Consider the following 21,015-nt stretch of genomic DNA (forward strand, 5'->3'; position numbering starts at 1 on the left):
GGCCGGCCGGGTGCACCACGCGGACCACCAGGGGACGCTGTACGTCGACGGCGTACCCGTCGAGGACCCCCGCGCCCCGCGCCCCGCGCCCAAGATCCGCGCAACATTCCCGATGTTGCTGCCTCCGACACGCCGGAGACCGCAACATCCCTGATCCTGCGCAGATCTTGACGACGAACGCCGCCCCTTTGGAAGATCGGAACCCCGGGTTTGGCGCCCCCGGCTACCAAGATCGCACGCGACCCAGGATGTAGTGGCCACGGAACCCCGGGAAGCCACTAGAACCAGGATGGTGCGCGATCTTGAGATCGGGACGCCCGCACAGGGGCATTCATAGCCGTTCCGGGCAGGCTAGCCGCAGCACCAGCCAGGCCTCCGTTGATCCACTCGGGTTCCTTGAAGTCGCGCTTTCCACCTCGGTCGAACCCCGCGTCTTCAAGGAAGCCGAGTGGATCACGGCGCAGCACGGACAGCGACCACACCGCACGCACGAACACCGACCACCACACAGGCACGTCCCACCGCAGGTAACACCCGGTCCCGCCACAAGAACACGGCCCACGGCGACACGGCCGCCACCAAAACCGGGGCGGGTGGTCACCAGGGCACCGGTTGCTGCGGGCCGGTGAACCGGGCACGGCGGTGGCGGTGAGGCCCCACCTGTGATCACCGACGGCCCGCGTCGCCGGCACCTCGAAGCCGAGCAGATCGTCGAGACGGCCGACGCGTTCAGGAGCAGCACGCGTTCGCCGTCGGTCAGCTTCTCCACGCCCTTGCCGTCGAGCAGCACACCCAGCAGCCGTCGGCCGCCGGGCCCGCGCCGGGCCGGGCCCGCGCCGGGCCGGGCCGGGCCGCGCCGGGCCCGCGCCGGGCCAGGCCGCGCCGGGCCGCGCCAGGACCTGCGGGGGTACGGGCGCAGCCGACCGGCCACCGGCCCGCCACGGCCGGCCGCGTCTAGAGGGTCTGCACGGTGGCGATGCGTTCCTCAAGCTGCTCGATGGTGGCCTGGGCGCTCGGCGGCCCGCCGCAGAGCCGGCGCAGCTCGGCATGGATCTTGCCGTGCGGCTGGCCGGTGCGGTGGTGTCGGGCGGCCACCAGAGCGTTCAGTTGGCGCCGGAGCGCCACGCGACGCTGGGCGGCGCTCATGGGTGCGGGCGGCGCTGCCGTGGCCGCAGCGGCCGGCTGAGCGGCCCCGTCGGCCGTACGGCGGCGTTGGGCGGCGAGCTGTGAGGCCTGGCGCTTGGTGAGCAGCAGCGAAACCTGGTCGGCGGTGAGCAGACCGGGCAGGCCGAGGTATTCCTCTTCCTCGGGGGTGCCGGCCTGGGCCGCGGTGCCGAACGACGCGCCGTCGAAGATCACCTGGTCCAGCTCGGCGGTGGCCGAGAGGGCCGCGAACCGCTTCTCCAGTTCCCCGCTGGCCTGGTCGTCGCGCTGCGCGCGTTCCAACAGGTCGTCGTCGAAACCGTCGGCTTCCTTGGGTTTACCGAGTACGTGGTCGCGCTCGGTCTCCATCTCGCTGGCCAGCCCGAGCAGGTGCGGCACGCTGGGCAGGAACACCGACGCGGTCTCCCCGGGCCTGCGGGCCCGCACGAACCGGCCGATCGCCTGGGCGAAGTACAGCGGCGTGCTGGCGCTGGTGGCGTAGACCCCGACCGCCAGTCGTGGGATGTCGACCCCCTCGGACACCATCCGCACCGCGACCATCCACCGCTGGTCGGACGCCGCGAACGTCGCGATCCGCGCGGACGCGCCCTGGTCGTCGGAGAGCACCACGGCGGCCCTCTCACCGGTCACCTGCTCGATGAGCTTGGCGTACGAGCGGGCGGTCTGCTGATCGGTGGCGATGATCAGACCACCGGCGTCGGCCATGCCCGCGTTGCGCAGCACCGTGAGTCGGGCGTCGGCGGCCCGCAGCACCTGCGGCATCCAGTCGCCGGCCGGGTCCAGGGCGGTACGCCACGCCTGGGCCACCAGGTCCTGGGTCATCGGCTCGCCCAGCCGGGCCGCCAGCTCCTCCCCCGCGTTGGTACGCCAGCGGGTCTCCCCGGAGTACGCCAGGAAGAGCACCGGCCGGACCACCCCGTCGCGCAGCGCGTCGGAGTAGCCGTACACCGAGTCGGCGCGGGAGCGCAGCAGCCCGTCCCCGCCCCGCTCGTAGCTGACGAACGGGATCGGGTTGTCGTCGGAGCGGAACGGCGTCCCGGTGAGCATCAGCCGGCGTACGGCGGGTTCGAAGGCGTTCTTCACCCCGTCGCCCCAGGAGCGGGAGTCCCCGGCGTGGTGGATCTCGTCGAGGATGACCAGGGTGCGTCGGGTCATGGTGCGCCGTCGGTGCACCTGCGGGGCCATCCCCACCTGCGCGTAGGTGATCACCGCGCCGTGGAAGTCGGCCGAGGAGTGCAGGTCGGCGTTGCGGAAGGCGGCGTCGAGTTGGATGCCCACCCGGGCTGCCGCGTCTGCCCACTGGCTCTTCAGGTGCTCGGTCGGGGCGACCACAGTGACCGCCTCCACGGTGCCGTCACCGAGCAACTCGGCCGCGATCCGCAGGGCGAAGGTGGTCTTGCCGGCGCCGGGAGTGGCGACCGCGGTGAAGTCCTCGGTACGGCGACGCAGGTATTCCACCATCGCCTTGCGCTGCCAGGCGCGTAGCGCCGGGAACGTCTCGAGCACCGGCGTCCGGGCTGCCACGCGAAGCTCCTCTCCGACCGCACTATGGCGGACCCCGGGCGAGGGCCACGAGGATCCGCCGCCCATGAAAACGCCTCCGCGCAGAAGCTGCCGCGAAGGCCGACTCAGCATAACCAGCACGGGCCGTCGGGCCCAGGCGACGCCACGCTGGTCACAATCCCGCACCCGAGCGATCAGCGGCCCGACCGTCTCACCATTCCCGGTCGGTGCGCGGATCCGCCCCGTCGGCGCGCGGCGGGCGCAGCGTCGCCACCGGCGCGGACCAGCGTCGACGCAGCGCGATCAGGCGCAGCCCGAAGACCAGGACGGCGGCGGCGGTGAGCGGGACGGGCCCGGTCTGCCCGGTGACGTACAGCAGCACCACCAGGATCGAACCGGCCAGCGCGGCCAGCGCGTAGATCTCCCGGCGCAGCACGACCGGGATCTCGGCGGTGAGCAGGTCTCGGCCGAGCCCGCCGCCGATGGCGGTGAGCATGCCGATCAGGCAGGCCCCGACCGCCGGCACCCGGGCGTCGAGCGCCTTGAGCGTGCCGGTGACGGTGAACAGCGCCAGACCGGCCGCGTCCAGCACCAGCACCGTGGTGCGCAGTCGGGCCAGTTGCGGGTGCAGCCAGAAGACGGCGAGCGCGGTGATCGCGGCAGTGGCCGCGTACCGCCAGTCGGCGAAAGCCAGCGGCGGCACCTCATCGATGACCAGGTCCCGCAAGATCCCACCGCCGAGGGCGGCGACGAAGCCGACGAACGCGACACCGAACAGGTCCAGTCGCTTGGCCACCGCCGCCGAGGCCCCGGACGCGGCGAACACCGCCACCCCGGTCAGGTCGGCGAAGAGCAGGGCGGTGGAGGTGGTCACCGCCGCAGGCTACGTCGCCGGCCGGAGCACCGGCCGAGGTTCACTCACGGTACGAGTCGTAGATCTCCTTGCACTTGGGGCAGACCGGCGAACCCGGCTTGGCCGCCTTGGTGACCGGGAAGGTCTCGCCGCAGAGAGCGACGACGAAAGTGCCCATGACGGCGCTTTCGGCGATCTTCTCCTTGCGGACGTAATGGAACATCTCGGGACCGGTATCGGCGTCCTTCAGCTCCGGACGCTCGAGAACCTCTGTGCTCACGTCTGCACCTCCGACGGACAAGTTTGGCAGGTCATCACGGCCGGGTCCACTTGAGCCCTGCGGGGGCCCCACCCCGTACGGTGCCCGTGTGACTGACTTTCGCATCAGCTACGGCACCGAGGTGGCCGAAGCCCAGCGCGACGGCCGACCCGTCGTCGCCCTGGAGAGCACCATCGTCTCGCACGGGCTTCCCCGACCGGAGAACCTGCGCGTGGCCAGAGAGATCGAGCGGACGGTTCGGGAGGCCGGGGCCGTTCCGGCGACGATCGGCATGATCGCCGGTGAGCTGGTGGTCGGCCTGGACGACGCACAGCTGACCCGGCTGGCCACGGTCGACGGCGTGACCAAGCTCTCCGTCCGCGACCTCGCGGTCGCCGCCGCGACCGGCGCGGACGGCGCGACCACCGTCGCCGCCACCAGTGCCGTCGCCGCCGCCGCCGGCATCGGCGTGTTCGCCACCGGCGGGCTGGGTGGGGTGCACCGGGAGGCCGAGCACACCTTCGACGAGTCGGCGGACCTGGTCACCCTGGCGCAGACCCCGATCGCCGTGGTCTGCGCCGGGGTCAAGTCGATCCTCGACGTGGGCGCGACCCTGGAGCGCCTGGAGACCCTCGGGGTCGCGGTCGTCGGTTACCGCACCCGCCGGTTCCCCGGCTTCTACCTGACCGACGCCGGCTTCGACCTGGACTGGTCGGTGGACTCGCCGGAGCAGGTCGCCGCCGTGCTCGCCGCCCGGGACGAACACGCCGTTCACACCGGCGGGCTGCTCATCGCCAACCCGCTGCCGGTCGACGAACAGCTCGACCCGGAGCTGCACGACCGGACTCTCACCGAGGGCCTGGCCCTGCTGGAGCGGGACGGCATCTCCGGAAAGGCGGTCACGCCGTACCTGCTCGCGCACTTCCACTCGGCAACCGAGGGTGCGAGCCTGGCGGTGAACGTACGGATCATCCTGCGCAACGCCGACCTGGCCGCGCGGATCGCGGTCGCCTCGGTGGCCCGCGGCACCGCCGTCCCGGCATGACCCGACCGGCCCGGATGGTCGTCGTCGGCGACGTGATCACCGATGTGGTCGCCGTCTTGTCCGGACCGCTGGCCGCCGGCTCGGACACCGGGGCCACCATCAGTCTCGGCGGCGGCGGTCAGGCGGCCAACACCGCCGCCTGGATCGCCGCGCAGCGGGTGGACGTCACGCTCGTGGGGGCCGTCGGTGACGACGACGCCGGGCGGGACCGGGTGGCCGAGCTGGAACGGGCCGGCGTCGACTGCGCCATCGAGCGGATCGACGGCGCCCCGACCGGCACCGTCATCGTGTTGGCCGCCGACGACGAGCGCACCATGGTCAGCCAGCGGGGCGCGAACCTGCGGTTGAGCGCCGCCCACGTCGAGCAGGCCCTCGCGGCGGTGCCCGACGCTGGGCATCTGCACCTGTCCGCGTACACCCTGTTGGACGCGGAGTCGCGCGGCGCGGGGCTGCGGGCGTTGGCCTCCGCCCGCGAGCGCGGGCTCACCATCAGCGTCGACGCAGCCTCCGCGGCGCCGTTGCGGCGGGTCGGCGCGGCGGTGTTCCTGAGTTGGGTACGCGACATCGACCTGCTCCTGGTCAACGCGGACGAGGCCACGGTGCTGGCCGGCGGCCTGGACCCGGCGGCGCAGGGGCGGGCGCTGTCGGCGACGGCTCGACGGGTGGTGGTGAAGCGCGGTGCGGCCGGCGCGGTCTGGGTGGATCGCACCACGCCGGTCTGCGTGGCTCCGGCCAACCGGGTGGCGGTGGTGGACGTCACGGGTGCGGGGGACGCCTTCGCTGCCGGTCTGCTCACCGCGTGGCTCGCCGGTGCCACTCCGACCGCGGCACTGGGTCGCGCCACCGACCTGGGCGCGCTGGCCGTCTCCACCGCCGGGGCTCGGCCACAGGCGTAGCGGCCGGCGCACGGCCACCGCCCCGGCTGCTCGAACCCTGGCCCGTTCGCGGGTCAGGGTTCGGCGTCGATGACCTTGTGTGGGCGCTCCTCGGCGGTGAGGCTCATCGGCGGGGTGTCGTCCTGCTGACGGGGGTGGAACCGGTTCGCCAGCCGGTGCTCTTCCTTCGGCGGCCGGTCGTTGGCCAGCAGCACGGCCAGCCAGGGGATGAGCACCATGCCGAGGCCGCACAGTGGCAGCCAGAGCCAGAGCAGTGGGGCGTTCGCACCGACCAGGATCGCGCCGACGATGATGCACAGCACCCGGATGCCCATCATCAGGACATAGCGGCGCTGGCGACTGTTGAGCTGATCGTCCTGGCTGCGCGAGGCGTCGGTGATCAGAATCGGCTGGTACGCCTGACGCTTCACCATGGACCTCCTCGAGGGGGTTACGCCTCATCCTGTCACCGCAGGTCCGTGATCAGCGAACTTCTACTCATCCCGCCACGTGTTACGCGCGTGGTACGCTCCGCGATGTGGGCAGCAGGTTCAGCTTCACCGACGAGGCGTTGGCCAACCTGAGGGTCTACGACGTCACACCCGGGGAAGTCTGGGAGGCGCTGCACAGCGCCCGACGGGTCATCCGTCATCTGGGTGACGACGTGATGGTGGTCTACGCCGCCGCCCGTCGGGGCCGCAGGCTGGCGGTGCTGCTCGCCGAGGCCGATGGCACCGACAACGACTGGGACATTCTCTCCGCCCGCGAGTTGAGCGACGTCGAGTCCAAGCGCTACGACGAGGCCGTGCGGAGATCTCGGTAGATGAGGAGGCCGTGACGATGCACCGTAACGACGCGACCAAGCAGTTCCACGGCGGCGGCGAACGAATCGCCGAGCTGATCGACGAGAGCCCGGCGGCGGAGCTGCCCACCCCCGACAGCGACGTGCCGATGGTGAGCCGCTCGGTGCGGCTGCCACTGGACACCTACGAGCGGGTCCGCGCCGCCGCCGACGCCCGGGGCATCGGGGTCACCACGCTGATGCGCCAGTGGATCGAGGCCGGCCTGGCCGACCTGGACGACTCGGCGACCGTGTCGCTGGCCGACGTCCGGCGCGCGCTGGCCTCGCTGGCGCACCCCACCGCCGCCTGAGCACACCGCCCCTCACCAGGCCGGTTGGTCAGCCGTCGGCGGTCTTCGCCCTGGCCGCCGCCTTCACCTGCTGCTTGAACTCCCGCACTCGACGCAGCGAATCGGCGTCGGTGACGTCGGCCACCGACCGGTAGGCGCCCGGGTCGCCGTAGTCCCCGGCCGCCTTCCGCCAGGCCTGCGGGGTCACCCCGAACCGCTTGCCGAGCAGGGCCACGAAGATCTGCGCCTTCTGCTTGCCGAAGCCGGGCAGCGCGGAGACCCGGCGCAGCAACTCCGGCCCGTCGGCGACCTCGGCCCAGAGCAGCGCAGCGTCACCGTCGTACCGCTCCACCAGCACCTGGCAGACCTCCTGCACCCGGGCCGCCATGGCCTTGGGAAACCGGTGCAGCGCAGGCGGCTGGGCGAAGAGCGCGACCAGGGCCTCCGGGTCGTACCCGGCCAGCTCCGCCGCGTCCAGCTCATGGCCGAGCCGCTGCGCCAGCACGTACGGCGAGGAGAACGCCTTCTCCATCGGCACCTGTTGGTCCAGGACCATGCCGAGGAGCAGGGCCAGTGGGCTGCGCTCCAGCAGCCGGTTTGCTTCGGGGTCGATGGGCAGCACGAGCGTCATGCCGACCATCCTGCCCGGCGCACCGACCCGGGCGTACACCGACGCTCCGACACCTTCCGGCGGGTGACGCTCACCCGGGACGCGACGGGAGGCAGGATGTCGGGGTGGACGAACACGACATGCTGCTCTCCCCCGCCGGTGTCGACGCGCTGCGCACCGCGCTGACCCGGACCGGCTTCACCAGCCACGGCATCGCCGAGCGGCTGGGCGCGCAGGCGACCGCGGCGGTCGCCCGCAACGACTACCGGGCCGCGCTGCGCGCCACCGAGGACGGCGACCCGCTCGGCACCCTGATCCGGGTGTTCATCTGCGACCAGACCGAGCCGGAGGAGGCGGTGGCCGCCGCGCTGACACCGCTGAGCCTGGCGGAGGCCCTCGCTGGCGGGCTGGTCGAGCGGTACGGCGACGGCCTGCGCGCCGGCGTCGACCTGGAGCCGTACGGCGAGGACTGGTGGGTGCTCGCCGACGTGCCGGCCAGCGCCCGCCCGGGTCGCCCGTTGCACTCCGAGCACGTCCTCGGGATCGGGGGGGCCACCCACACGCTGATCGGCGCGACCGTGCGCCGACCGGTCGGCACCGCGCTGGACCTGGGCACCGGCTCCGGCGTCCAGGCCCTGCACCTGGGCACGCACGCCGAATCGGTGACCGCCACCGACCTCTCCGAGCGGGCGCTGCGCTTCGCCGCGACCACCGCCGCCCTCAACGGTCAGGACTGGGAGCTGCTCCGCGGCGACCTGGTCGCCCCGGTGGCCGGTCGGCGGTTCGACCTGGTGGTGAGCAACCCACCGTTCGTGGTCGGCCCGGGCACCACCACGCACGTGTACCGCGACTCCGGCCGGGTCGGTGACGCGATCGGCGCCGAGCTGGCCGCCGCCGCCCCGGGCCTGCTCACCGACGGCGGCACCATGCAGTACCTGGCCAACTGGGTGCACGTCGCCGGCGAGGAGTGGGACGAGCGGGTGGCCGGCTGGTTCGCCGGGACCGGCCTGGACGCCTGGGTGATCCAACGCGAGGTGGCCGACCCGATGGCGTACGTCGACCTGTGGCTCACCGACGCCGCCGAGACCGCCGACCCGCAGCGGATGGCCGCCTGGCTGGACTGGTTCGACGCGCACAAGGTGGAGGGCATCGGCTTCGGCATCGTGTCGCTGCGTCGTGGCGGGCATGCCGACCCGGTGGTCCGGGTGGAGGATCTGCGCCAGCAGGTGCAGCCGCCGCTGGGCGATCAGGTCGCCGCCTGGTTCGACCGCCAGGACTTCCTCCGGGTACGCGACACCGAAGCGTTGCTCGCCGAGCGCTACCGGGCCGCCGAGGGCCTCCAACTGCGACAGGAGGCCACCATGGGCGACGAGGGCTGGGGGGTGGACCGTCAGGTCCTCGCGATGCCGCACGGCCTGCGCTGGACCGAGGAGATCGACCCGCTGGTACTGGCGCTGGTCGGTGGCGCGGACGGCCGGCTGCCACTGCGTGACCAGCTCGCCCTGCTCGCCGCCGCGCACGACGTCGAGCCCGACGAGATGGCCGAGGCCGCCGGCCCGATCGTGGCGCACCTGGTGGAGCGCGGCTTCATCGAGCCGGTGAACGTCTGATGCGGGCGGTGGTGCAGACAGTCGGGCGGGCCAGCGTGACGGTGGACGACGAGGTTGTCGGTGCGATCGAGAACGGCCTGCTGGTGCTGCTCGGCGTGACCCACACCGACACCGCTGAGACGGCTCAGACGATGGCCCGCAAGGTGCACGAGGTACGCATCCTGGACGGGGAGCGGTCCGCCGCCGACACCGGCGCGCCGATCCTGGTGGTCAGCCAGTTCACCCTCTACGGCGACGCCCGCAAGGGCCGCCGACCGAGCTGGTCCGCCGCCGCCCCCGCCGAGGTCGCCGAGCCACTGGTGACAGCGGTGGTCGACGCCCTACGCGAACGAGGAGCGAAGGTGGAGACCGGCCGCTTCCGCGCCCACATGGTGGTGGAAAGCACCAACATAGGCCCCCAAACCCTCCTCCTAGACCTCTAACCCCCCGCCCCCACCCACCCCACACGGTTGATGGCGGGGTGGGGGTGGGGGTGGGGTTAGGAGAAAAGGCCTCGGCGGGTCAGGGACTGGCGGAGCCAGTTGTCGAGTTCGGCGGTCCAGTCGGTGCGGTCGGCGGTGGCGTGGTCGACAGTGAACCGACCGAAGGCGTCCCGACCCTCGGTGAAGACGCCGCCGCGCTTGTCGACCTCCAGCACCACCTGCATCTGCTGGGCGTCGGCGATGAAGGTGACCTCCAACTGGTTGATCGAGCGGGCGTACTGCGGTGCCGGGCTGAACTCGATCTCCTGGTAGAACGGCAACGTCTGGCGTACGCCGTAGATGTGGCCGCGCTCCACATCCGCGCGCGCGAACCGGAATCCCAGCCGCAGCAGCGCGTCCAGCAGTCGCTCCTGCGCCGGCAGTGGGTGCACCGACACGGCGTCCAGGTCCCCCTTGTCGACAGCGCGGGCGACCTCCAGTTCGGTACGCAGGCCCATCGTCATTCCGTGCAGGTGCTGCCCGCACAGCTCGGTGACCGGTGTCTCCCACGGCACGTCGAAGCGGAACGGGAGGTCGTAGCGCTGCCCCGGCTCCAGCCGGAACGCGCCGGTGACCTGCTGGCGGTGGAACTCCTGAGTGGTGTCGTAGTCGTTGTCACCGCTCTCCACCTCGACCCGGGTGACCAGGCCGAGGGTGACGTGGTCGATGTCGACCTGGTGGTCGCCGCCCAGCACCTGGATCCGGCCCTCCAACTGGCCGCCCGGGCGGCAGTTCGGGTTGGCCAGCACCGTCTCCACCGACGGACCACCGACGCCCATCGCCTTCATGAGCCGCTTGAAGACCACACCGTCCTCCAACTGTCGTTTCCGGCTGGCCAGAGGTGGCCGGCCGTCCGCAACGTAGCCGGGGCGGGCAACCACACACTCCGACGACACACCGCACCAGCGATCTGACGCGATTCCTGTCGGGTGCCCGATCGCCTCACTCCCGTTTTACGCCCCGCCCGCCAAGCTGTTGTCACACCGGCACCACTGGGCCGGGAACACGGCACCGACGTGGAAACGGGGAGAGACAGAGATGGTCCTGCAGATGACGGAACACCGGACGCGCCCGGCCACCACGACCGACACTGACGGGGCCCCCGAGGCCCTCGTCGACCTGGACGCCACCGACGAGCGCGGCATCTCCACCGACCTGGTCCGGGCCTACCTCAACGGGATCGGCCGGACGAAGCTGCTGACCGCCGCGCAGGAGGTCGACCTGGCCCGGCGCATCGAGGCCGGCCTGTTCGCCGACGAGAAGCTGGCCACCTGCACCCCGGTCTCCGCGGAGCTGCGAGCCGACCTGGAGCTGATCGTCGCCGAGGGTCGGGCGGCCAAGGACCACCTGTTGGAGGCGAACCTGCGGCTGGTGGTCAGCATCGCCAAGCGCTACACGGGCCGTGGCATGGCGTTTCTCGACCTGATCCAGGAGGGCAACCTCGGTCTGATCCGGGCCGTTGAGAAGTTCGACTACGCCAAGGGCTACAAGTTCTCCACATACGCCACCTGGTGGATCCGGCAGGCCATCACCCGCGCCATGGCCGACCAGGCCCGCACCATCCGCATCCCCGTGCACATGGTCGAGCAGGTCAACCGGATGGTCCGGGCCCGCCGCGAACTGGCGGTGACGCTGGGCCGCGAACCGACTGTCGCCGAGGTGGCCCGCGCGCTGGAGGTCCCCGAGATCCAGGTCATCGAGCTGATCTCCTACGACCGGGAGCCGGTCAGCCTGGACCAGGCCGTCGGCGACGACGGTGAGAGCGCGCTCGGCGACTTCGTGGCCTCGGTGGACCCGCGGACCGAGCCGGGCGACGCCGCCGCCCAGGGCGAGCTGCGCAACGAGGTCAGCGTCGTGCTCTCCACCCTGTCCCAGCGGGAACAGGCGGTCATCCGCCTCCGTTTCGGCCTGGACGACGGCCGTCAGCGCACCCTGGACGAGGTCGGTCGGGAGTTCGGCCTGTCCCGGGAGCGGATCCGGCAGATCGAGAAGGTGACGCTGCTGAAGCTGCGCGCCCCGGAGCGGGCCCAGCGCCTGGAGGCGTACGCCTGCTGACGCACCCGGTTCCCACGGAAGGCCCCGGCGGTTCGCCGGGGCCTTCCGTGCTGTCGGGGTGCTTGACCAGCGTCACCATCCACGGTAGAAACCGTTTGGTTATGAAACCAGGAGGTTATACGTGGTGGGCACCGAATTGCTGGACGCGACCTTCGCGGCGCTGGCCGACCCGACTCGGCGGGCAATCCTCGCCCGACTCGCGGCTGGGGAGGCGACCGTGACGGAGCTGGCAGCACCCTTCGCGATGAGCCAGCCGGCCATCTCCAAGCACCTCAAGGTGCTGGAACGCGCGGGGCTCGTCAGCCGGGGACGGGACGCCCAGCGCCGACCCTGCCGCCTGGAGGCCCGACCGCTGCGGGAGGCGACAGCCTGGCTCGCCGACTACCGCGACTACTGGGCGGAGAGCTATCAGCGCCTCGACGCGCTACTCGGCGAACTCCAGTCCGTCGACCAACCCGACTCCGCCCGTCGACGCCCCCGACCGAACGAGTCGCACGGGTGAGCGGCGTCGATGACCCGCTCGTCGTCCACACCTCGGGCGACCGGGAGATCGTGTTGAGTCGGCTGTTCGAGGCACCGGCGCACCTGGTGTTCGCGGCCTTCACCCAACCCGAACTGCTGGTTCGGTGGTACGGCGCGCGCGGCTGGCGGCTGACGGAGTGCGATGTCGACCTGCGGGTCGGCGGGCGGTGGCGGTTCGTGTCGCAGGGCCCGGAGGGCGCGCAGATGGTCCAGGCTGGGGTCTACCGGCAGATCGAGCCACCGCACCGTCTGGTCTACACCGAGCTGTTCGACGACCAGTCCTACCCGGGCGAGACGCTGGTCAGCCACGAGATCACCGAGCTGGCCAGTCAGACGACGGTCACCACCACACTGCTCTACGCCACCGCGACGGGGCGGGACACCGTGCTGCGCTACCCGATGACGCGAGGCGTCGGGCAGAGCTTCACCCGCCTGGCCGCCCTGCTGCACTCAACAACGACAGAGAAAGAGCACCCATGAACTGGACACTCGAAGTGGTGATCGTGCCGGTCTCCGACGTGGACCGGGCGAAGACGTTCTACGCCGAGCAGCTCGGCTTCACCGTGGACCACGACACCGTGATCAATGACGACGCGCGCATCGTCCAGCTGACGCCGCCCGGCTCGGGCTGCTCGGTCGTGATCGGCAAGGGCGTCGTCCCGGAGATGCCGCCCGGCTCACTCAAGGGTCTGCAACTGGTGGTGCCCGACCTGAAGCGAGCCCACGAGGAGCTGGTCGAACGGGGTGTGGAGGTCAGCGAGATCCAGGTGATCGGTCAGAACCCCCGGCCGGTGCCGGATCCACTGGACAATGTGGGCTTCGTCTTCTTCGCCGACCCGGACGGCAACACCTGGGGCGTCCAGCAGATCTCCAGCCGCGCCTGACCGGGCACGCTCACAGGCGGCGGGGGCCGGTGTCCGGGCGGGCGACCACGCCACCCACCCCCACCTGCGCGTGCAGGACCGAGATGCCGTCCGGGCGGGCGAGCACCGGGTTGAGGGTCAGCGAGCGCACCCGGGGTTGTTCGTCGGCGAGCTGACCCACCCGTAGCAGCAGATCGGCCAGGGCCGCCCGGTCGACCGGCGCGGCTCCCCGGTGCCCGCGCAGCAGCGGCGCCGCCCGAGGCTCGTCGACCAGCTCGGCCGCGTCGGTGTCGGTCAGCGGCACCGCCCGCCAGGCCCGATCGCCGAGCAGCTCGGTGGCGACCCCTCCCAGGCCGAAGCCGACCACCGGCCCGAACGCGGGGTCTTCCACCACCTCCACCACGCAGGCCACGCCGGGCGGGACCATCGGCTGCACCAGCGCGTCCGCGCCGAAGGTCGCCGCCAGGTCGGTGTACGCCCGGCGGAGGGTCGGCTCGTCGGGCAGGTCCAGCCGGACCGCGCCGAGGTCGAGTCGGTGTCGCAGCCCGGGAGCGGCCGCCTTGAGCGCAACCGGGAAGCCCAGCCGCGCCGCCGCGTCGACAGCAGCGTCGACCGAGTCGACAGACACCGAGGCCACCACATCGATGCCGTACGCGGCCAGCAGCGCACCCGGGTCGGTGCCGTCGGCCCGCAGCGCGGCCTGCGCGGCGGCCCGATCGACGTCGGGCAGCTCCGGTGCCACCCCGGGTGGGCGGCGAAGCCATTCGGCGTACCGGTGGGCGCGGGCGAGCGCGTGGACCGCCTCCTCCACGCCGCCGTACGCCGGCACCCCCGGTGGCAGCCGCCCGACCAGGAACGTCGCCACTGTCGGCTTGCCCAACGCGAGGGCGGCCGGTAGCGCGGCGGTCACGTCGGCGTCCACCTCGGTCAGCTGGCCGGGAAGCGGCGGGGCGAAGACCACCACCAGGGCGTCCACCCGTTCGTCAGCGGCCGTCTCGGCGAGCGCGGCGGCGAACTCGGCGGCGCCGGCGCTCGGCCCGACGTCGCGGGGATATCCGTCTGCCACGCTCAGCCCGTGCCCGACGCAGGCGGTCGCGGCGAGCCCGGTGAGGGCCGAGGAGTTGCCGACCACACCGACCCGGCCGCCGGCCGGCAACGGCTGGTTGGCCAGCAGCACACCCACGTCGAGCAGCTCCGGCACGGTGTCCACCCGAATCACCCCGGACTGGGCGAAGAGTGCCCCCACCGCCACCTCGTCCGGCCCGGCGGCGTCACCGACCCCTGGCGGGCGGGCCGGCGAGGCGAGCGCGACCACCGGTTTGGCGCGGCCGATCCGCCGGGCCAGCCGGGCGAACTTGCGCGGGTTCCCGAAGGTCTCCAGGTAAAGCATGATCACGTCGGTGCCGCTGTCGTCCTGCCAGTACTGCAGGAGGTCGTTGCCGGAGACGTCGGCCCGGTTGCCGGCCGAGACGAAGCTGGACAGCCCGAGGCCCCGCCGGTCCGCCTCGGCGAGCAGCGCCACCCCGAACGCACCGGACTGACTGAAGATGCCGACCCGGCCGACCGGCGGCAACGCCGGGGCGAGGGTGGCGTTGAGGCGTACCGTCGGGTCGGTGTTGGCCACGCCCAGGCAGTTCGGGCCGACGACCCGCATGCCGGCTGCGTGCGCCGCGCGGACCAGCGCCCGCTGGGTGGCCGCGCCCTCGCCGCCGGCCTCGGCGAAGCCGGCCGAGATGACCACCAGGCCGTGCACCCCCGCGGCGGCGGCGTCGGCGACAACAGCGGTCGCCGCCTCCGGTGGGACCGCCACCACCGCCAGGTCCACCGGCGTTCCGGCAGCAACAGCCGACGGGTACGCGGGGAGGCCCGCCACTGTCGACGCGCTCGGATGCACCGGCACCACCGCACCGGTGAACCCACCGTCGCGCAGGTGCCCGAGCACCGCCGCGCCGACGCCCTGGCCGGTGGCGCTGGCACCGTAGACGACGATGCCGCGCGGGGCGAGCAGCCGGGCGATCGAGCGGGCCTCGGTGCGGTGCTCCCGGCCGCGCTGCACCTCCAGGCTGGCCTCGGTGGGCGCGATGGGAAAGCTCAGGTGGACCACGCCGTCGGCGTACTCGCGCTGAACCTGGTAGCCGAAGTCGGCGAAGACCCGCAACATCGTCCCGTTGGCCGGCAGCACCTCCGCGACGAAGCTCATGATGTCGTTGCGGCGGGCCGCGTCGGCCAGGTGCTCCATCAGCACCGAGCCGATCCCCCGCCCCTGGTAGGCGTCCTCCACCACGAAGGCCACCTCGGCCTCGGGGGCCTGCGGGCCGAGCCGCTCGTACCGGCCGACAGCGACGATCTGGTCGGCGGCCAGCACCACGAACGCCTCCCGGTCGTGGTGGTCCACTGTGACGAAACGGATCAGATCCCGTTCCGGGATGCGTGGGTACGGCGAGAAGTACCGCAGGTAGCGGGTGCGCTCGGAGAACCGGCTGTGCATCGCCACGATGCCCGGCGCGTCGGCCGGGTCGATCGGTCGCAACTGGACAGTGCTGCCATCGCTGAGCAGCACGTCGACCGGCTGGTCCAGACTCGTCACCGAACGGCCCGGCTCAGTCCCGCGGATCGTGCGGGTCGAGCCCGAGCAGCGGGAAGACCGTCTTGCGGGTGGCCGCGATCGCCCGGTCCACCGCGTTCGGCTCGCCGGTCGGCTGCCACGGCTCGTACGACGGGTCGGCGTCGTCGGTCATCCGCAGCGGCACCTCCCGGCCCAGACCTCGGGAGACGACCAGGTCCCGCCACGCGGGTGGGGTGAGCGTGGCCGGGTCGATCGGGTCACCGGTGGCCACTGCCAGCAGGTGACTCCAGGCCCGGGGCACCACCTCGACGAGCGCGTACCCGCCGCCGCCGGTGGCCACCCACCGGCCGTCGCACAGCTCGTCGGCGAGCGCCCGCAGCGCCAGGTAGGTGGCCCGCTGCCCGTCCACAGTCAGGTTGAGATCGGCGAGCGGATCCAGCCGGTGGCCGTCGGCGCCACACTGGCTGACCAGTATCTGCGGCTTGAACGCGCGCAGCACCGACGGCACTGTCGCGTGGAACGCGCGCTGCCAGCCGCTGTCGTCGACACCCGGCGGCAACGGCATGTTGACGGCGGTGCCCTGCGCACCCGGCCCACCCGTCTCGTCCGGGAAACCCGTGCCCGGGAAGAGCGCCAGCGGGGTCTCGTGCAGGCTGACCGTCAGCACCCGCGGGTCGTTCCAGAAGATGTCCTGCACGCCGTCGCCGTGGTGCACGTCGACGTCCACGTACGCGACCCGCTCGGCGCCCAGGTCGAGCAGGCGGGCGATGGCCACTGCGGGGTCGTTGTAGACACAGAAGCCGGAGGCTCGGGCGGACATCGCGTGGTGCAGCCCACCCGCCACGTTCACCGCCCGCCGGGCGTCGCCGCGCCAGACCGCCTCGGCGGCGGCAACCGTCGCGCCGGCGATGAGCGCGCTGGACTCGTGCATACCCTCGAAGACCGGGTTGTCGGAGGTGCCCAGCCCGTACCCGGCGAAGAGCGGGTCGCGCGGCGCGTTGCGCACCGCGGCGAGGTAGGCCGGCGCGTGCACCCGGGTGAGCAGGGCATCGTCGGCGGGCTCCGGCTTGACCATCCGCACCCCTGGCCGATTCAGGATGCCCAGCTCGCGGGCGAGCGCGATGGTCAGCTCCACCCGGACCGGGTCGAGTGGATGGTCACCCATGTCGTAGGCGAGCAGCGACTCGTCCCACACCACCACAGTGTCGTCGGACATGAGCCCATCGTCGCACGAGGATCGGCGCGGGCCCACCGCACGCGCTGGTCAGCGGCCGGGTGTCGACCCCGAGGCGACCGGTCGGGCCGGGTCCGCCACCCAGTTGCTCCACGATCCAACGTAGAGCGCGGCGTCCGTCCGGCCGGCCAGGTGCAGCGCCAGCACCGCCTGGGCGGCGGTCACCCCCGAGCCGCAGTACGCCCCGACTGCCCGCCCCTCGGTCACCCCGGCGGCGGCGAACCGCTCACTCAGCACGTCGGCGGCCAGGAAACGTCCGTCCGGCCCGACGTACTCCCCGGCGGGCAGGTTCGCCGCTCCCGGCACGTGCCCGGCCACCGGGTCGATCGGCTCGACCTCGCCCCGGTAGCGGGGCGCCGCCCGTACGTCGAGCAGCACAGCACCGTCCGCGGCGGCCAACGCGGCGGCCTGCCCGGCGTCGAGCACCGGGAGATCCCCGGGGCGCACCACGATGTCACCGGGGGGTGGGGCGGGCGCATCGGTGGAGACGGGTCGGCCGGCGGCGACCCAGGCCGGGTAGCCACCGTGCAGCAGGCGCACCGGCCGGTGGCCGGCCCAGCGCAGCGTCCACCAGGCCCGCGAGGCGGCCATGCCGTCGCCGCCGTCGTACACCACCACGGGGTGACCGGCGCGGACGCCGGCGGCCCGCAGCGCCGCCTGCAACGCTGCCGGGTCGGGCAACGGGTGCCGGCCGCCGACGCCCGGCACCCCACAGAGCGCGGTGTCCAGGTCGACGAAGGCAGCCCCCGGCAGGTGGCCGGCGAGGTAGTCGTCGTGCCCGGGCGGGCCGATGAGCCGCCAGCGGACGTCGAGCAGGGTGGGCGGGTCGACCTGGTCGAGCTCGGCGGCGAGCCGGTCGACCTCGACCAACGGCTCCTGGGTACCGGACATGGCGACATCCAACACCATTCGGCTGGACGGCATGCGGTTCGGCGACGGTCGTCGGCCGTTTACCCGAGGTACCATCGTGCACCGGAGGGCCGCTGACGTTATGAAGTCTCACGACCTGGTCGACACCACTGATCGCGAAGCTACCTTCGCTGCCTCCGGACAAAGGGGGCGAAAGTGAAGAGCCATGATCTAGTGGACACGACCGAAATGTACCTGCGCACCATCCTCGAACTCGAAGAGGAGGGGGTGCCACCGCTGCGTGCCAGGATCGCCGAGCGGCTACGACAGAGCGGCCCCACAGTGAGCCAGACCGTCGCCCGGATGGAGCGCGACGGCCTGCTCACCGTCGAGGGTGACCGACACCTCACGCTCACCGCGCTGGGTCGCGGCTCCGCCGTTTCCGTGATGCGCAAGCACCGCCTCGCCGAGCTGCTGCTGGTCAACGTCATCGGGATGCCCTACGAGGAGGCCCACGAGGAGGCCTGCCGCTGGGAGCACGTGATGAGCGACGCGGTGGAGAAGCGGGTCTACGACCTGCTCAACCGGCCGACCCGCTCCCCGTACGGCAACCCGATCCCGGGTCTGGAGGAGCTGGGCTCCCCCGAGGCGGAAGCGACCGAGGCCGCCGAGGGTGAGCGCAACCTGGCCTTCCCCGGCCTCTCCGGGCCGGTGGTCGTCCGCCGGATCTGCGAGAGCGTGCAGACCGACGGCGACGTGCTGCGTCAGCTGCATGCCGCCGGTGTCGACCCGGGCGCCACTGTGACAGTGGCCCAGGAGCGCGACGGGGTGTCGATCGACCGCTCCGGTGACCGGGTGCGGCTGCCCCGCGAGGTCGCCTCCCGGGTCTTCGTCGCCGCCAACTGATCAACTGGGCATCCGGGCGTCACAACGCCCGGGTGTCCACCTTTTTCGCCAACGTGGTCAGGTCACCGGTCAGCTTCTCCGCCGCCGAGCGCTCACTGCCACGGGCAGTGGTCCAACTCACCGTGGCCAGCCTTCCGTCGCCGGCCAGCCAGCCGACTTCGGCGACCGGCCCGTGCCCGCTCGCCGCCGCGGTGGTCCGCTTGTACGCCTGCTGACCCAGCCCGGTGACCTTCGCCGCCTTGTCCGGCACCACGTCCGCGCCGAAGGTGGTCTTGTCGATCGTGGTCTCGGTCACGCTGAGCGCCAACTCCGGCAGGGTGGCACCCGCGGCACGGACCACACAGGTGTGGGTGTCGCCCTGCGCGCTGGCCGCCGCCACGTCGAAGCGGACCTTCACCACCTGCTCGATCACCCCGAAGTCCAGCAGACGGCAGGCGCCGCCCGAGGAGGCCGCCGCCACGTCCACAGCGATCGGCACCGGTGGCGGCACCGCCACCGGTTCCGCCTCGTCGGCGCACCCGCTCACCAGCAGCCCGGCCAGCCCGGCGACCATGATCCGCCCGCGCACGTTCCACCCTCTCGCCGACCGACGGCGGAAGGCGCCCGCCAGGTGTCCGTCGGACACCGTACGGGGTGTCGGTGTCGGGCGAAAGCCCCCGCTGACGCCTATTCCGACGGTGGATCGTCCACGTACGGACAGTGCCGGCAGCCGCGCCCGCAGCACGTGCCACGACGGGCCAGGAAGCCGGCGCTGAGCACGAACAGCCCGCTCGCCGGGTCGAGGTAACCAGCCTCACCGGCGGCCAATGCGGCGGTGTGCGCGGCGAGGATCCGGGCCCGGTCGGGGTGCTCCGGCGACAGCCGGGAGGGGTGCGGCTCGGTGAGCGGCCGGCCGGCCAGGGGTTTCCGCTCTTCGCTCACCGCAGCAGTCTAGGGACGGTGCGGTGTCGGCCTCCCGCTGCCTGGAATCCGGCGACATGCCCCCGGCGTGGTCGCGTTTCGGCGTACGGTCCGACGACGATCGAGGTCGACAACCATCGAATCCTACGGAGGAGACGCGATGCGGAAGATCGTTGTGCAGATGAGCCTGTCGTTGGACGGGTTCTTCGAAGGCCCGGGTGGCGACATCAGTTGGCACCAGGTCGACGAGGAGTTGCACCAGCACTTCAACGACGTGATCGCCCCGATGGGCGGGTTCCTCAACGGCCGGGTCAGCTACGAGCTGATGGCCGCCTACTGGCCGACAGCCGATCAGGACCCGACCACCAGCGGCCCGGAGCGCGAGTTCGCCCGGATCTGGCGGGACATGCCGAAGATCGTCTATTCGCGCACCCTCGACCACGCCGACTGGAACTCCACAGTCGTGCGCGAGGTCGACGTCGAGCAGGTCCGCAAACTCACCGCCGAACCGGGCGGCGACCTGGCGCTCGGTGGGGCCGACCTGGCCGCGACGTTCGCCCGACACGACCTGATCGACGAGTACCGGATCTACGTCCACCCGGTGCTTGTCGGTCGGGGCCGCCGACTCTTCCCCGACGCCGAGACTCCGACAGGTCTGCGGCTGGTGGAGAGCCGCGTCTTCGGCAACGGCGTGGTCCTGCTCCGCCACCAGCGGATCCGCTGACCGATGATGAGCACCTTCGCCGGGATCGACGGGACCATCCTCGCGTACCGGACGATCGGGGTTGGAGACCCGCTCGTCTGCCTGCCGGGCGGGCCGATGCGCAACTCCGCGTACCTCGGTGACCTCGGCGGTCTGGGCGCACACCGGACGCTTGTCATCCTCGATCCACGGGGCACCGGCCGCTCGGAGGCCCCAGCGGACGTCTCGACCTACCGCTGCGACCGCATGGTCGACGATGTGGAGGCGCTACGCGGACACCTGGGCCTCGACCGGCTGGATCTGCTCGGGCACTCCGCCGGCGCCAACCTGGCTCTGCGATACCTGACCCGGCACCCCGATCGGGTGGGCCGACTCGCGCTCATCAACCCGAGCATCCGAGCGGTCGGGCTGGAGGTGACCGCTGCCCAGCGCCAGGAGGTCATCCAGCCCCGGGCCGACGAGCCGTGGTTTCCAGCAGCGGCAGCGGCGTTGGAGTCGGTCCTCTCAGGTCAGGCCGACCCGGACGCCCGGCAGGCAATCGCGCCGTTCCTCTACGGCCGGTGGGACGAGACGGCACGGGCGCATCAGGCGGCCGAGGATGGTCAGCGCAACGAAGAGGCGGCGCGGATCTTCAGCTCCGAAGGCGCCTTCGATCCGCCGGCCAGTCGTACGGCGCTCGCCGCACATCGAGGCCCGGTGTTGCTGCTCGCCGGTGCGGTCGACCTGGCCGCGCCGCCGGGACTGCTGGCCCGGTTCGCCGAGCTGAGTCCGCGCGCCACGCTGGTCGTCCAGCCGGGCGCCGGGCACTACCCGTGGCTCGACGACGTCGAGGCGTTCACCGCGACGGTCGCGGCATTCCTCGCCGGCTCGGATGGTGCTTGAGTCTCCACCGGGGGGAGACGCGAG

The 21,015-nt window shown here is 72.2% G+C and carries 24 protein-coding genes; 13 read left to right on the forward strand and 11 right to left on the reverse strand.

What is annotated here, in order from left to right; genetic code table 11:
• Positions 1-954 precede the first annotated feature (954 nt).
• From ABZU43_RS30645 to ABZU43_RS30655, 3 genes are all read right to left on the reverse strand, one after another.
• Positions 955-2,688, reverse strand: a complete 1,734-nt coding sequence (locus ABZU43_RS30645) for a DEAD/DEAH box helicase (protein ID WP_355009878.1) — start codon at positions 2,686-2,688, stop codon at positions 955-957.
• Positions 2,689-2,878: 190 nt separating this feature from the next.
• Positions 2,879-3,541 carry a trimeric intracellular cation channel family protein gene (locus ABZU43_RS30650; protein ID WP_355009879.1) on the reverse strand — a complete coding sequence of 221 codons (663 nt, stop codon included), beginning with the start codon at positions 3,539-3,541 and terminating at the stop codon, positions 2,879-2,881.
• Positions 3,542-3,581: 40 nt separating this feature from the next.
• Positions 3,582-3,800, reverse strand: coding sequence for a DUF3039 domain-containing protein (locus ABZU43_RS30655; protein WP_007456912.1), 219 nt, complete (start codon positions 3,798-3,800; stop codon positions 3,582-3,584).
• Positions 3,801-3,888: 88 nt separating this feature from the next.
• Here ABZU43_RS30655 and ABZU43_RS30660 point away from each other — a divergent pair, with 88 nt between their 5' ends.
• Both ABZU43_RS30660 and ABZU43_RS30665 read left to right on the forward strand, forming a co-directional pair.
• Positions 3,889-4,824 (forward strand): pseudouridine-5'-phosphate glycosidase, encoded by a 936-nt coding sequence (locus tag ABZU43_RS30660; RefSeq protein WP_355009880.1) that lies wholly within the window; start codon positions 3,889-3,891, stop codon positions 4,822-4,824.
• Positions 4,821-5,720 (forward strand): PfkB family carbohydrate kinase, encoded by a 900-nt coding sequence (locus tag ABZU43_RS30665; protein WP_355009881.1) that lies wholly within the window; start codon positions 4,821-4,823, stop codon positions 5,718-5,720. Before ABZU43_RS30660 ends, ABZU43_RS30665 begins: the two co-directional genes overlap by 4 nt.
• Positions 5,721-5,773: 53 nt before the next feature.
• Here the strand turns inward: ABZU43_RS30665 and ABZU43_RS30670 are convergent, their stop codons facing one another.
• Positions 5,774-6,133: a DUF3099 domain-containing protein gene (locus tag ABZU43_RS30670; protein WP_355009882.1), complete on the reverse strand. Its 360-nt coding sequence runs from the start codon at positions 6,131-6,133 to the stop codon at positions 5,774-5,776.
• 104 nt (positions 6,134-6,237) lie between these two features.
• On the opposite strand from ABZU43_RS30670, the gene ABZU43_RS30675 reads away from it, so the two are divergent.
• Entirely contained in the window at positions 6,238-6,522 is a 285-nt protein-coding gene (locus ABZU43_RS30675; protein ID WP_030489374.1) for a hypothetical protein, read from the forward strand.
• Between the two features lie 17 nt (positions 6,523-6,539).
• The gene (locus tag ABZU43_RS30680) at positions 6,540-6,851 is read left to right on the forward strand and encodes a hypothetical protein (RefSeq protein WP_124858894.1); all 312 of its coding nucleotides are present in this window, start codon (positions 6,540-6,542) and stop codon (positions 6,849-6,851) included.
• A 28-nt stretch (positions 6,852-6,879) separates the two neighbouring features.
• On the opposite strand, the gene ABZU43_RS30685 is transcribed toward ABZU43_RS30680, so the two are convergent.
• Positions 6,880-7,470 (reverse strand): HhH-GPD-type base excision DNA repair protein, encoded by a 591-nt coding sequence (locus ABZU43_RS30685; protein ID WP_355009935.1) that lies wholly within the window; start codon positions 7,468-7,470, stop codon positions 6,880-6,882.
• Positions 7,471-7,565: 95 nt separating this feature from the next.
• On the opposite strand from ABZU43_RS30685, the gene ABZU43_RS30690 reads away from it, so the two are divergent.
• Both ABZU43_RS30690 and dtd read left to right on the forward strand, forming a co-directional pair.
• Positions 7,566-9,050 carry a methyltransferase gene (locus tag ABZU43_RS30690; RefSeq protein WP_355009883.1) on the forward strand — a complete coding sequence of 495 codons (1,485 nt, stop codon included), beginning with the start codon at positions 7,566-7,568 and terminating at the stop codon, positions 9,048-9,050.
• Positions 9,050-9,472, forward strand: a complete 423-nt coding sequence (gene dtd, locus ABZU43_RS30695; protein WP_355009884.1) for a D-aminoacyl-tRNA deacylase — start codon at positions 9,050-9,052, stop codon at positions 9,470-9,472. Before ABZU43_RS30690 ends, dtd begins: the two co-directional genes overlap by 1 nt.
• A gap of 56 nt (positions 9,473-9,528) precedes the next feature.
• Here dtd and ABZU43_RS30700 read toward each other — a convergent pair whose 3' ends face one another.
• Positions 9,529-10,317 (reverse strand): sporulation protein, encoded by a 789-nt coding sequence (locus ABZU43_RS30700; RefSeq protein WP_355009936.1) that lies wholly within the window; start codon positions 10,315-10,317, stop codon positions 9,529-9,531.
• Between the two features lie 244 nt (positions 10,318-10,561).
• Here ABZU43_RS30700 and sigB point away from each other — a divergent pair, with 244 nt between their 5' ends.
• The 4 genes from sigB to ABZU43_RS30720 all read left to right on the forward strand — a co-directional run bounded on the left by sigB (position 10,562) and on the right by ABZU43_RS30720 (position 12,972).
• Positions 10,562-11,566: an RNA polymerase sigma factor SigB gene (gene sigB / locus ABZU43_RS30705; RefSeq protein WP_355009885.1), complete on the forward strand. Its 1,005-nt coding sequence runs from the start codon at positions 10,562-10,564 to the stop codon at positions 11,564-11,566.
• 124 nt (positions 11,567-11,690) lie between these two features.
• Entirely contained in the window at positions 11,691-12,068 is a 378-nt protein-coding gene (locus tag ABZU43_RS30710; RefSeq protein ID WP_355009886.1) for a metalloregulator ArsR/SmtB family transcription factor, read from the forward strand.
• Positions 12,065-12,568 (forward strand): SRPBCC domain-containing protein, encoded by a 504-nt coding sequence (locus tag ABZU43_RS30715; protein WP_355009887.1) that lies wholly within the window; start codon positions 12,065-12,067, stop codon positions 12,566-12,568. The genes ABZU43_RS30710 and ABZU43_RS30715 overlap by 4 nt, the downstream gene beginning before the upstream one ends.
• Positions 12,565-12,972 (forward strand): VOC family protein, encoded by a 408-nt coding sequence (locus tag ABZU43_RS30720; protein ID WP_355009888.1) that lies wholly within the window; start codon positions 12,565-12,567, stop codon positions 12,970-12,972. The genes ABZU43_RS30715 and ABZU43_RS30720 overlap by 4 nt, the downstream gene beginning before the upstream one ends.
• A 10-nt stretch (positions 12,973-12,982) precedes the next feature.
• Here ABZU43_RS30720 and ABZU43_RS30725 read toward each other — a convergent pair whose 3' ends face one another.
• The 3 genes from ABZU43_RS30725 to ABZU43_RS30735 are packed head-to-tail and all read right to left on the reverse strand — an operon-like array spanning position 12,983 to position 17,642.
• A complete protein-coding gene (locus tag ABZU43_RS30725) occupies positions 12,983-15,538 on the reverse strand; it encodes a GNAT family N-acetyltransferase (protein WP_355009889.1) in 2,556 nt (851 codons plus the stop codon).
• 13 nt (positions 15,539-15,551) lie between these two features.
• Positions 15,552-16,733 (reverse strand): acetoin utilization protein AcuC, encoded by a 1,182-nt coding sequence (locus tag ABZU43_RS30730; RefSeq protein WP_355009890.1) that lies wholly within the window; start codon positions 16,731-16,733, stop codon positions 15,552-15,554.
• 48 nt (positions 16,734-16,781) lie between these two features.
• Positions 16,782-17,642, reverse strand: a complete 861-nt coding sequence (locus ABZU43_RS30735; protein WP_355009891.1) for a sulfurtransferase — start codon at positions 17,640-17,642, stop codon at positions 16,782-16,784.
• A gap of 174 nt (positions 17,643-17,816) precedes the next feature.
• On the opposite strand from ABZU43_RS30735, the gene ABZU43_RS30740 reads away from it, so the two are divergent.
• Positions 17,817-18,506 (forward strand): metal-dependent transcriptional regulator, encoded by a 690-nt coding sequence (locus ABZU43_RS30740; protein ID WP_355009892.1) that lies wholly within the window; start codon positions 17,817-17,819, stop codon positions 18,504-18,506.
• A gap of 19 nt (positions 18,507-18,525) precedes the next feature.
• Here ABZU43_RS30740 and ABZU43_RS30745 read toward each other — a convergent pair whose 3' ends face one another.
• Both ABZU43_RS30745 and ABZU43_RS30750 read right to left on the reverse strand, forming a co-directional pair.
• A complete protein-coding gene (locus ABZU43_RS30745) occupies positions 18,526-19,074 on the reverse strand; it encodes a hypothetical protein (RefSeq protein ID WP_355009893.1) in 549 nt (182 codons plus the stop codon).
• Positions 19,075-19,172: 98 nt separating this feature from the next.
• Positions 19,173-19,427 carry a DUF5522 domain-containing protein gene (locus ABZU43_RS30750; RefSeq protein WP_355009894.1) on the reverse strand — a complete coding sequence of 85 codons (255 nt, stop codon included), beginning with the start codon at positions 19,425-19,427 and terminating at the stop codon, positions 19,173-19,175.
• Positions 19,428-19,566: 139 nt separating this feature from the next.
• Between ABZU43_RS30750 and ABZU43_RS30755 the strand changes: the two genes are divergently transcribed.
• Together ABZU43_RS30755 and ABZU43_RS30760 are read left to right on the forward strand one after the other, a co-directional pair.
• Positions 19,567-20,130: a dihydrofolate reductase family protein gene (locus ABZU43_RS30755; RefSeq protein WP_355009895.1), complete on the forward strand. Its 564-nt coding sequence runs from the start codon at positions 19,567-19,569 to the stop codon at positions 20,128-20,130.
• 6 nt (positions 20,131-20,136) lie between these two features.
• Positions 20,137-20,991, forward strand: coding sequence for an alpha/beta hydrolase (locus ABZU43_RS30760; RefSeq protein WP_355009896.1), 855 nt, complete (start codon positions 20,137-20,139; stop codon positions 20,989-20,991).
• Positions 20,992-21,015: the final 24 nt, after the last annotated feature.

Source organism: Micromonospora sp. NPDC005205 (assembly GCF_040608275.1).
GTDB lineage: Bacteria > Actinomycetota > Actinomycetes > Mycobacteriales > Micromonosporaceae > Micromonospora.

What these genes read in the sequence shown, in the direction of transcription:
- ABZU43_RS30665 (WP_355009881.1), top strand. Translation starts at nt 4,821, where the DNA reads ATGACCCGACCGGCCCGGATGGTCGTCGTCGGCGACGTGATCACCGAT.
- ABZU43_RS30670 (WP_355009882.1), bottom strand. Translation starts at nt 6,133, where the DNA reads ATGGTGAAGCGTCAGGCGTACCAGCCGATTCTGATCACCGACGCCTCG.
- ABZU43_RS30680 (WP_124858894.1), top strand. Translation starts at nt 6,540, where the DNA reads ATGCACCGTAACGACGCGACCAAGCAGTTCCACGGCGGCGGCGAACGA.
- ABZU43_RS30685 (WP_355009935.1), bottom strand. Translation starts at nt 7,470, where the DNA reads ATGGTCGGCATGACGCTCGTGCTGCCCATCGACCCCGAAGCAAACCGG.
- dtd (WP_355009884.1), top strand. Translation starts at nt 9,050, where the DNA reads ATGCGGGCGGTGGTGCAGACAGTCGGGCGGGCCAGCGTGACGGTGGAC.
- sigB (WP_355009885.1), top strand. Translation starts at nt 10,562, where the DNA reads ATGACGGAACACCGGACGCGCCCGGCCACCACGACCGACACTGACGGG.
- ABZU43_RS30720 (WP_355009888.1), top strand. Translation starts at nt 12,565, where the DNA reads ATGAACTGGACACTCGAAGTGGTGATCGTGCCGGTCTCCGACGTGGAC.
- ABZU43_RS30730 (WP_355009890.1), bottom strand. Translation starts at nt 16,733, where the DNA reads ATGTCCGACGACACTGTGGTGGTGTGGGACGAGTCGCTGCTCGCCTAC.
- ABZU43_RS30735 (WP_355009891.1), bottom strand. Translation starts at nt 17,642, where the DNA reads ATGTCCGGTACCCAGGAGCCGTTGGTCGAGGTCGACCGGCTCGCCGCC.
- ABZU43_RS30755 (WP_355009895.1), top strand. Translation starts at nt 19,567, where the DNA reads ATGCGGAAGATCGTTGTGCAGATGAGCCTGTCGTTGGACGGGTTCTTC.
- ABZU43_RS30760 (WP_355009896.1), top strand. Translation starts at nt 20,137, where the DNA reads ATGAGCACCTTCGCCGGGATCGACGGGACCATCCTCGCGTACCGGACG.